This window comes from Gemella sp. GH3, from assembly GCF_013415425.1.
GTDB lineage: Bacteria > Bacillota > Bacilli > Staphylococcales > Gemellaceae > Gemelliphila.
Genome location: NZ_JACBYC010000194.1, coordinates 1 through 419, shown reverse-complemented (window position 1 = coordinate 419; position 419 = coordinate 1). Strand labels below are relative to the sequence as shown.

Sequence of the window (419 nt, the reverse complement as noted above, 5' to 3'; positions counted from 1 at the left end):
GTACAATACCTAATCTTGCCCCTGATTGTTTACATGTTTTAATATGCTCATAAGTTACCGCAGGCATACGTTAAACCTCACATTCTTCTTTAAATAATTAACATTGCATCTCCAAAACTGAAGAATCTGTACTCCATTTCTACCGCTTTATGATATGCATTTAAAATGTTTTCTCTAGTACTAAATGCTGACACTAGCATTACTAATGTAGATTTAGGTAAATGAAAATTAGTAATTAATCCATCTATTGCTTTATATTCAAATCCAGGATAAATAAATATATCCGTCCAGCCACTTTTTTCAACAAATTGCTCGTGGTCTCTTCTAATAGTTTCTAAAGTACGTGTAGATGTTGTTCCCACCGAAATTATTCTTTTACCTTTGGCCTTTGTTTGATTAAGTAAATCAGCAGTTTCTTG

2 protein-coding genes are annotated in these 419 nt (G+C 32.2%); both read right to left on the bottom strand.

What is annotated here, in order from left to right; translation table 11 throughout:
• Window positions 1–67 (bottom strand): hypothetical protein (locus HZY83_RS08500; RefSeq protein WP_228098472.1); only part of this gene is annotated, 67 nt, incomplete at its 3' end.
• Window positions 68–89: 22 nt separating this feature from the next.
• Window positions 90–419 (bottom strand): S-adenosylmethionine:tRNA ribosyltransferase-isomerase (locus HZY83_RS07020; RefSeq protein ID WP_179943334.1); only part of this gene is annotated, 330 nt, incomplete at its 5' end.